Genomic DNA, 8,002 nt, shown 5'->3' with positions numbered 1-8,002 from the left:
GCAAAACGGCTGTATTAAGGATAGGAAATCTAACTAAAACCGAGATCAAAAAGCCCGTATAGGCGCAGATCGCGACCGCAAAAACAAGCGTGAGTGCAAGAAGTAGCGGACGAAGCGCGTTTACGATTTTCATCACAAGCTCGAAAAGACCTTTTAAAAAGCTAAGATTGCGCGTCAAAAACTCTCTTAAGCAATCTTCAAACGCATAAAGGCAGGCTACGAAGCTAAGCGGGATATAGACGCAAAGCGCCGCAACACCCACGGACATAACCGAGGTGAAATTATAATTAATCAAAATTTTCCAAAAAAGTAGCGGTCGCTCAAGATCGGCTACCAGGCAGACCATACCGAGTAAGATCGCTACGAAAGATAGCAGCGACGCGGCTTTAAATAGCGGCGTGCTTTCGGTCTGTTTTTTGTAAAATTTGATGAGGATCGCGACGATCAAAGCGCCGCCGCTCATACCCGCTAGCAAAAGATAAACCGCTATCGGCCAGCCCCACTCTACGCCGTGCGAGAAGGTCGCAGTGAAATTTATAGCTCCGTTCATATCACACCCCCAATTTAACCGCAGGAATATAGCGCAGGCTCGGCTTCGTGCCGCACTCAGGATGCATGCGCAGGCTGTCTTTTACGCGAAGTAGCTTGCTGATGTGCGAGCTTTCGTCGTTTAGATCGCCGAATACGATCGCCTCGTATCTGCACGCCTCGATACAGGCGGGCTCGTGACCGTCTTTTAAATTCGTATCCAAGCAGAAGTTGCAGCTCTCTGCGGCTCTTGTTTCGTGATTTATAAAGCGCACGTCGTAAGGACAGGCGACGATGCAGTATTTACAGGCGATGCAATCATCGGTATTCATCGTCGTGATGCCGGTTTTTTCGTCCTTGTGACAGGCTTTTGTCGGGCAGACGTTCACGCACGGCGCGTCCTCGCACTGCTGACAGGAGACCCTGACGTAGCGCTTTTCTTTTAAATTTAGCGGATCGGTTTTATCCTGGATAAAAAGCCTCATCTGACCTTTCGGAACCGAATTTACCTTTTTACAGGCGATCTCGCAGTCGGTGCAGCCGACGCATTTATTCTGATCGAATATCATGCCGTAGTGCGGCTTTTTGCCGTTTTCCGTAGGGGCGTCTAAATTTATACTCTTGCCCAGTACGCTAGTCGCTCCCGCAACCGCCGCGCCCGAAGCAAGGAATTTAAAAAACGTCCTTCTTGTATTTTGCTCTTTCATATTCTTCTCCATCCGTATGGATTAAATATCCTAAATTTATCTACCAACGCTACTTCCGTGGCTATGCGCGCCATGGAAATTGCGCGGCTGAGTTTCGCTTAGTTTTTTGGCTGCGCCGGCTAGTTCGCCAGGTTTTAGCGCCTTTACTAGCTCGACTTCAAAAATCAGCGTCGAGCCGCCCGGTATCTCGTCTGCGCCCTCGTCTCCGTAAGCTAGGTGAGACGGGATGACGAATTTATATTTTGAGTTACCGTTCATCATCATGAGGCCCTCTTGTAGGCCGTCTATTAAATTTACCATAGAAAGGATCGCAGGCTCGTTTCTAGAGTACGTATCGTCAAAAACTTTGCCGTTTATGAGGTAAGCTTTATAGTTTAGCGCGACTACGCTCTCAGGTCTTGGTTTGTCGCCGTCGCCGACAGCCATGACTTCGTACTGAAGCCCTGATTTAGTCGTTTTGACCTTTTTGTTTTTGGCGTTTTTCGCCATAAATTCTTCGCCCTCTTTTAAATTTTTTTCAAGCGCTTTTTTAAGCGCGTCTTGGGTTAGCTTATTTAATTTTTCGTCCCTTTGATTGAGTAGAGAGATTATTTCTTCGTCCGTTAGTTTTTGTTCTTTTTTAAAGGCATCTGCAAAACCATCTAAAATAGCCTTGCTGTCAAATTTAACGCCTAGGCTTTCTTGTTTTTTTAGTTGTGCGGAGATATATGTTCCGGTTGAAATTCCGATACTGTATGATTCTTTTTGCTCTTGCGTCATCGCCTCTTTATCCGCCGCGCTAGCGCACAAGACGCAACCGGCCGTTAGGCAAAGAGCTAAAATCGGGTTTTTGCTAAGTTTAAAACGCATAAATTTTACCTTATTAAATTTGGACGCCGCACTTTTGCGGCGTCCGTAATCGCATCATAAATTGTTATTTATGATTCTTTGGGCTTCTTTGATGTACTCTTTAGAAGCGTCGAGTCTTTGTTTTGTATATTTAAAGCCGTGCATACCCCATGAGCCGTCTTTTTGTAGCAAGTCGACAGTGTCTTGCGCTTTTTCGATTAGCTCATAAACTCTTGTCTTATCGCTAGGGCTTAGTTTCTTAGTTTCTAAGATAGCATAAAGTCCCTCGATACCGATTTTGACTTGAGAGAAGTCGTTTTTAACAGGGGTTTGCCATCCCATTACTTCGTCATAAACCTGTTTTTGGTTCTTGAAGTGCAGAGTAGGTTTTAGCTCAGATAGAACAGGGCTGTGGCAGCCTTTAGTATCTTGCATATCTTTATCCGCCCAAGACGTTCTAGCGCACGCCCACATTAGGTCAACGAAGTTATGTCCGTTTTTATCTCTTTGGAAGTGCCAATCTTTAGCATCTCTCGGTCCTTTAGCCGCGTCGCCCGCAACTAGAGATTTTCTAGCAGGATCTACGTCGATTTTCCAGATGTGAGATCTTCTTTGAGTATCGAATCCAGCGTTATCTTGGAACTGGATAGCGTAGAAGTTCTCGCAGCTCATCATGAATGGCATGTGGCAAGATGCGCAAGTGTTGTCTTTGTGCGTATCGGCTCTAGAAGCGATATATGCTTGCTCTTTGTGGCAATCTTGACAATCTTTTCTGATTTTTGGTTTAGTGTAAAGCGCACTTAGGTAGCCTTGCTCTGAGTTATAGTTTACGCCCTTGATAGTCTTGTCGCCTACAACCGGACCTGTGTTATCGTGAGGATCGTGGCAAGTGGTGCAGCGCATGCCTTTATCGTAGTGAGCGGTAAAGTATGATTGTGAACCCTCAGATCCGCATCCTGGTCCCATTGATTTAAATTTAGAGCTTAGAGATAGGTCAAGCTTGCCTTGGTTTAGAGGATTGGCTCTAGCTAGGTCTGGGCTGTAGTTAAATCTTTGGTGACAGCGTTCGCAGTTTGATGTTCTAAAGTTTGTAGCTCCGTCAAGGTGACCGCCGGCTCCGTGACACTCCTCACAGCTTACGCCTTTAGAGATAGTGTGCTTTTGAAGCTCTTTGGCATTACCAAGAGCCGCATAGAACTCTTTCTTAGTTTTAAAGTCAAATTTGAACGGGTGGCAAACTTCGCAGTAAGAGCCGTTTGCTTGGAAGAACATTGACTTTTTGTATTTAGCCGCGTACGAGGCTAGACCTCTGACGTATCCGCCGTTATCGCCGTAATCAGCTAGAGTTTCTGGGAAATCAGGAACGAAATCTTTGATTTTCTTAACTGTTTCAGGAGTTAAATTTAACGCCCAAGTTCTTTGGAACTGGTTACCGCCCGCTACGATCTGACCCGTGCCGTCTCGTAGCAAACCGCCCTCTACGTGGTAAGTTCCTCGCAAAAGCCACGCGTCTACGTAGCCGAATTTGGTTCTTAGGTGTCCTACGGTTGCGTAAATAACGTCTGGAGTAATACCTTGAGGCAAGATGGACGCAGTGTCTGGGCTAAATACCGGATCGGTTAGGTTGTTGTTAACCTCTGGGTGCTCGCCAGGGAAGCGGATAGTAGTGGCGTGGCGCGATCTGCTCCATACCTCGTACTGCGCAGGGTGGCACTCGCCGCACTTTTCGGATCCTACGAATTTGTTAGGAAACTGCAAAGACGAACCCGCAGGTATCCTATACATCATAGAGCTGTAGCCTTTACCGCCGTCTCTTTTACTAGCTTTTGACATGTCAAAGCCGTGACCTTCGGCAAGCCACTCAAGTCCACGGTCGTGAACGTCCAGTTTACCGACTGTTTTACCGCCGTATTTTGTGAAAATCGGGTGGTTTTTAAACAGCCACTCATACATCTCTTGCTCTTCTACGATGTAGTCTTGCAAGGATATTACGCCTCTACTTTGAAGCGTGCCTTTTGGGTTTGCTATGACGTCTCGCGCTTGTTGAGACATCTGCATGTTGTGTTCTTCGCAACAGGCTTGCGATGCGAAGACGCTAACGCCCATAAGCAAACCTAATAAGGTTTTACTTAAATTCCTCATTGCGCCCTCCTTATAAATTTTGGATCTAAAATCAAAAAGATTTCATACTGATAATGCTATCGTAAAAAGGGGGCGAAAAAAGGGGAAATTTAATAAATTATGAATTTTTAAATTTAATAGTAAATACTACGCCATTATTTATATTTTGTGCGTAAATTCGGGCGTTATTTTTTTCGGCTATTACCTTGCTCATATATAGCCCAAGCCCGCTGCCTGATTTTTTTGTAGTAAAATGCGGCTTGAAAATTTTATTTATCACGCCTTTATCTATATTACCGGCGTTATTTTCGAGCGTTATCGCTCGCTCGCCGTTTTGCAAAAGGGCGGTTATTAAAATTTGCCATCGGTTTGCTTGCGCCCGCTCTTGCGGCAGGTTTAAAAATGCTTCTTTGGCGTTATTCATGACGTTGATTAAAATTTGAATAAGCTCGTTTATGTTTCCGTAAAGCGTAAAATTTTCTTTTATCTCGACTTTTACGTCGATGACGTGCTTTTTGAGCGTCGCGTTTAAAATTTTACAAGCCTGCTCTATGGCCTGCTTTACTTCAAATTCGCTCTTTGGCATATTTGGATTAAAGAAATTTTTAAAATCCTCGATAGTGCCTGACATAAATTTGACCTGCTCGTTTGCCTCCTCGATGGCCTCTTTTAGCCTCTGCTCGCTTAGCTTGCCTCGCTCGGAGTAAAGCTCCAAATTTACTAAAGTCGAGCTGATCTGTGCTAGAGGCTGACGCCACTGGTGCGAGATATTGCCGATCATTTCGCCCATCGAGGCTAGGCGGCTTTGATTTATCATCAAAAGCTCGTTTTGCATCTTGGTTTTTTCGTTGCCTTTGTGGATTTTATAAACAAAAAATAAAAACGCCGCAAATATCGCCGTGATCGCCACGCCGCTAACGATAAATTCTTGTTTATGATAGAGCAAAATACTTTTTACCGGGATTTTAAAGCTCACCATTGCTATCGTGTCGCCAACTTTGCCCTCGAAATTATTTAAATTTCCGTATTGTTCGAGCATTTTTTTAGGCGCGCTATTTATGTTGTGGCACTCGACGCATGACGGGTGGGAGTTTTTGATAGGAAGGCCGACGAAAAAGTATGAGGCGTTTTGGTCTTTGATTACGTCAGAGTAGACCTCGTATTTGCCCTCTTTAAACCCTTCTAAAATTTCATTTTCAAACTCCGTGCCTTCGTGTTCGGGATTTAGCGGATTCGTCGCCGTTAGTCTGTAGTCGTAGTTTATGTTTTTTTTGGCGAGCTGGATTTTATAAATTTGACGCGTGATATAGGATGAGGACATGAGTCTGGGGTCAAAAAGGTCTTTGTCTATCGCGCCGTGATCTTTTAACTCATCTATGAGGGGGCGCTGGACGGTAGAGATATAGTCGCGTATGCCGTTCATCGCATCTAGCACGTAAACTGCCTCCTGCTTGGCGTCTTTTAGGGCAAGATCGCGGTAAAAGTTAAAAACCAAAACGGTAATGGCGCCGTACAAAACGACGAGCAGCAGGATGATAAATTTAAATTTGGACTTCACATAGATATCCTACGCCGTACAAATTTCTGATCGTGTCCTTGCCGATCTTGCGGCGCAGCTCTTTTACGATGGTTTTGATGGCTTCTTTGGTCGGCTGTTCAAATTCCCACATGTAGTCAAACAGCTGCTCGTAAGTGATGGTTTGGTTTTTGTTGTTTAAAAAATACTCCAAAAGCTTGCTCTCGCTTTTGGAGAGGCGACAGGCCTCTTCCTTTATATATATGATTTTTTTGCTAAAATCGTATTTGAGCTCGCTATTAATATTAAACATAGGCGTATGGTCGATGAGCTCCATCGCGACGTCTTCTAGTGCCTTTATAAACGTATCTTTATCGTAAGGCTTTGATAGATATCTCGTGATCTTTAGCTCAACCGCACGCCACAAATACTCCTGCTCGGTATGGCTTGAGATGATTACGATCGGGATTTTGCGGTTTGCACAGCGGATTTTTTTAGCTACCTCTAAACCGTCCATGTGCGGGACGCTGACATCTAGGACGAGCGCGTCGTATGAACCGCTCATAGCCTCGTCTAGCGCCTCGATACCGTCGCTTACGCCTTTTACTTCGGCAAAAAACAGCTCGAGAGAGTCGATCATATTTTTTAATATATAAGGTTCATCCTCTAAACAAAGGACTTTTTTATTGGATAAAACGTCTAAAACGGAGTAATCTTGCATCTTTTTCTCGTACTAAATTTTGCCGATACTAACACAAGCAAGCTTAAAATACTATTTTTAAGGATTTAGATATTAACCATAAAACATAAATTAATCAAAGTTTTTGATGATGTAAAATTTGGGGAATAAATTTAAAGATGGTGGAGTTAAGCGGGATCGAACCGCCGACCTCTTGAATGCCATTCAAGCGCTCTCCCAGCTGAGCTATAACCCCAATCGTCGAAAAGATTTTGGAATTATATCATTTTTATCTTACGAAATTTTGAAATTTGACGAAATAAAATAAAATTTTAAGCAAAAATCAGCTAAAATCTCATTTTTCAAACAAAAATGCGGGAATAGCTCAGGGGTAGAGCACAACCTTGCCAAGGTTGGGGTCGCGAGTTCGAATCTCGTTTCCCGCTCCATCGGTTTTAAATTTAGGGAATTTTTGCCCGGGTGGCGGAATGGTAGACGCAAGGGACTTAAAATCCCTCGGTAATTTTTACCGTACCGGTTCAAGTCCGGTTTCGGGCACCATTGACTTTTAGGCGACATAGCCAAGTGGTAAGGCATGAGCCTGCAAAGCTTTGATCCCCGGTTCGAATCCGGGTGTCGCCTCCAAAAATTATAAGGAGAGAAAATGCGTTATTTACTAGTGCTATTATCTGCCGCTTTGTTTATGGTTGGCTGTTCAAATACTTGGCGCGGAGCCAAAGAGGACACAAATAACGCCGTTGAATGGTCAAAGGAAAAAGTCAACAAAGGCGCTTCCTACGTTAAGGAAAAAACCGAATAAATTTGGCTATAATTAGCCAAAATATTTTTACGGGAGATGGCTGAGCGGTCGAAAGCGGCGGTCTTGAAAACCGTTGAGGTGTGAAAGCCTCCTGGGGTTCGAATCCCTATCTCCCGGCCACTATTTAATTATTGTATTAACTCCTAATATATGAGTATCCCCAACTTTTAGTTGTATTTTTTTAAATTTTAGTAATTTTTTTTGATTTTATCGCGTGTATTATTTGCAGTTAAAGTAATAAATTCTAGCGAGTAACCCCGAATAAAACACAATTATTAACCACTAGCCTAAGGCAAAGCCACCAAATATAAATATCGGCATCGTTTGGAGATTCGCCGACTAGTCCGTGACATATTTTATTTCTGTAGTTTAGCCCCATCGGCTCCGTTAGTAAAAATTTTAGCTCTTCCGTCAAATCTCTCCCGAGCAATTCATATATTTTTGGTTCTTGCAAAAGCGAGTTTATGCTTTTTTCCGATTCTACGCCGTATTCATCGATAGTAGTCGTAGGGATTTTTTCTTGTCGCAATAAAATTCTCGCCAAATGCTCTATTTGAGGTATCAACAAATGACTTGAAACCAAAAAGTCTCTATCAAAGCCGTAATATAAGCCTTGCGCCCAGATATCTGCCCTGCCAGCCGGAACCGCGCTAGAATTTCTGCAAATATCATAAATGAAGCGCATAGGCACTCTATATTCCTCTAAAATTTGCCAAAATGCGGGCAGTATACTGCCTTCTACCGCCAACTTGATGTGTATATAGTATTGCTGGTACATTTTATGTTTTAATCGATCATCTTTT

Annotated in this window: 8 protein-coding genes and 5 tRNA genes; 5 read left to right on the top strand and 8 right to left on the bottom strand. The window is 43.6% G+C overall.

The genetic code is table 11. From position 1 onward, the window contains the following. From nrfD to Q0314_RS10820, 7 genes are all read right to left on the bottom strand, one after another. Positions 1-550, bottom strand: a 550-nt coding sequence (nrfD, locus tag Q0314_RS10850) for an NrfD/PsrC family molybdoenzyme membrane anchor subunit (protein ID WP_298058917.1), incomplete at its 3' end; no start/stop codon positions are given. Position 551: 1 nt separating this feature from the next. Then, positions 552-1,235, bottom strand: a complete 684-nt coding sequence (locus Q0314_RS10845; protein WP_298058915.1) for a 4Fe-4S dicluster domain-containing protein — start codon at positions 1,233-1,235, stop codon at positions 552-554. A gap of 36 nt (positions 1,236-1,271) precedes the next feature. After that, positions 1,272-2,084: an FKBP-type peptidyl-prolyl cis-trans isomerase N-terminal domain-containing protein gene (locus Q0314_RS10840; protein ID WP_298058913.1), complete on the bottom strand. Its 813-nt coding sequence runs from the start codon at positions 2,082-2,084 to the stop codon at positions 1,272-1,274. A gap of 54 nt (positions 2,085-2,138) precedes the next feature. Further along, positions 2,139-4,205, bottom strand: a complete 2,067-nt coding sequence (locus tag Q0314_RS10835; protein ID WP_298058911.1) for a cytochrome c3 family protein — start codon at positions 4,203-4,205, stop codon at positions 2,139-2,141. Between the two features lie 97 nt (positions 4,206-4,302). Then, positions 4,303-5,742, bottom strand: a complete 1,440-nt coding sequence (locus Q0314_RS10830) for a DUF3365 domain-containing protein (protein ID WP_298058910.1) — start codon at positions 5,740-5,742, stop codon at positions 4,303-4,305. Beyond that, the gene (locus Q0314_RS10825; RefSeq protein WP_298058907.1) at positions 5,726-6,421 is read right to left on the bottom strand and encodes a response regulator transcription factor; all 696 of its coding nucleotides are present in this window, start codon (positions 6,419-6,421) and stop codon (positions 5,726-5,728) included. Before Q0314_RS10825 ends, Q0314_RS10830 begins: the two co-directional genes overlap by 17 nt. A 138-nt stretch (positions 6,422-6,559) precedes the next feature. Next, positions 6,560-6,635 (bottom strand) — tRNA-Ala (locus tag Q0314_RS10820). A 118-nt stretch (positions 6,636-6,753) separates the two neighbouring features. Between Q0314_RS10820 and Q0314_RS10815 the strand changes: the two genes are divergently transcribed. The 5 genes from Q0314_RS10815 (at position 6,754) to Q0314_RS10795 (ending at position 7,319) form a co-directional block, all read left to right on the top strand. After that, positions 6,754-6,828, top strand: a tRNA-Gly gene (locus tag Q0314_RS10815). 25 nt (positions 6,829-6,853) lie between these two features. Further along, positions 6,854-6,940 (top strand) — tRNA-Leu (locus tag Q0314_RS10810). Positions 6,941-6,950: 10 nt separating this feature from the next. Beyond that, positions 6,951-7,024: transfer RNA gene (locus Q0314_RS10805), tRNA-Cys, on the top strand. A gap of 19 nt (positions 7,025-7,043) precedes the next feature. Continuing rightward, on the top strand, positions 7,044-7,199 hold the full coding sequence (locus tag Q0314_RS10800) for a hypothetical protein (protein ID WP_004321784.1): 156 nt from the start codon (positions 7,044-7,046) through the stop codon (positions 7,197-7,199). 30 nt (positions 7,200-7,229) lie between these two features. Continuing rightward, positions 7,230-7,319: transfer RNA gene (locus tag Q0314_RS10795), tRNA-Ser, on the top strand. 124 nt (positions 7,320-7,443) lie between these two features. On the opposite strand, the gene Q0314_RS10790 is transcribed toward Q0314_RS10795, so the two are convergent. Further along, on the bottom strand, positions 7,444-8,002 hold a 559-nt coding region (locus tag Q0314_RS10790; protein ID WP_298058903.1), incomplete at its 5' end, for a DUF4209 domain-containing protein.

Source organism: uncultured Campylobacter sp. (assembly GCF_938040115.1).
GTDB lineage: Bacteria > Campylobacterota > Campylobacteria > Campylobacterales > Campylobacteraceae > Campylobacter_A.
Note: the sequence above shows the minus strand (reverse complement) of the source record. Positions and strands in the feature narration are given on the sequence as shown.

What these genes read in the sequence shown, in the direction of transcription:
- Q0314_RS10845 (WP_298058915.1), bottom strand. Translation starts at nt 1,235, where the DNA reads ATGAAAGAGCAAAATACAAGAAGGACGTTTTTTAAATTCCTTGCTTCG.
- Q0314_RS10840 (WP_298058913.1), bottom strand. Translation starts at nt 2,084, where the DNA reads ATGCGTTTTAAACTTAGCAAAAACCCGATTTTAGCTCTTTGCCTAACG.
- Q0314_RS10835 (WP_298058911.1), bottom strand. Translation starts at nt 4,205, where the DNA reads ATGAGGAATTTAAGTAAAACCTTATTAGGTTTGCTTATGGGCGTTAGC.
- Q0314_RS10825 (WP_298058907.1), bottom strand. Translation starts at nt 6,421, where the DNA reads ATGCAAGATTACTCCGTTTTAGACGTTTTATCCAATAAAAAAGTCCTT.
- Q0314_RS10800 (WP_004321784.1), top strand. Translation starts at nt 7,044, where the DNA reads ATGCGTTATTTACTAGTGCTATTATCTGCCGCTTTGTTTATGGTTGGC.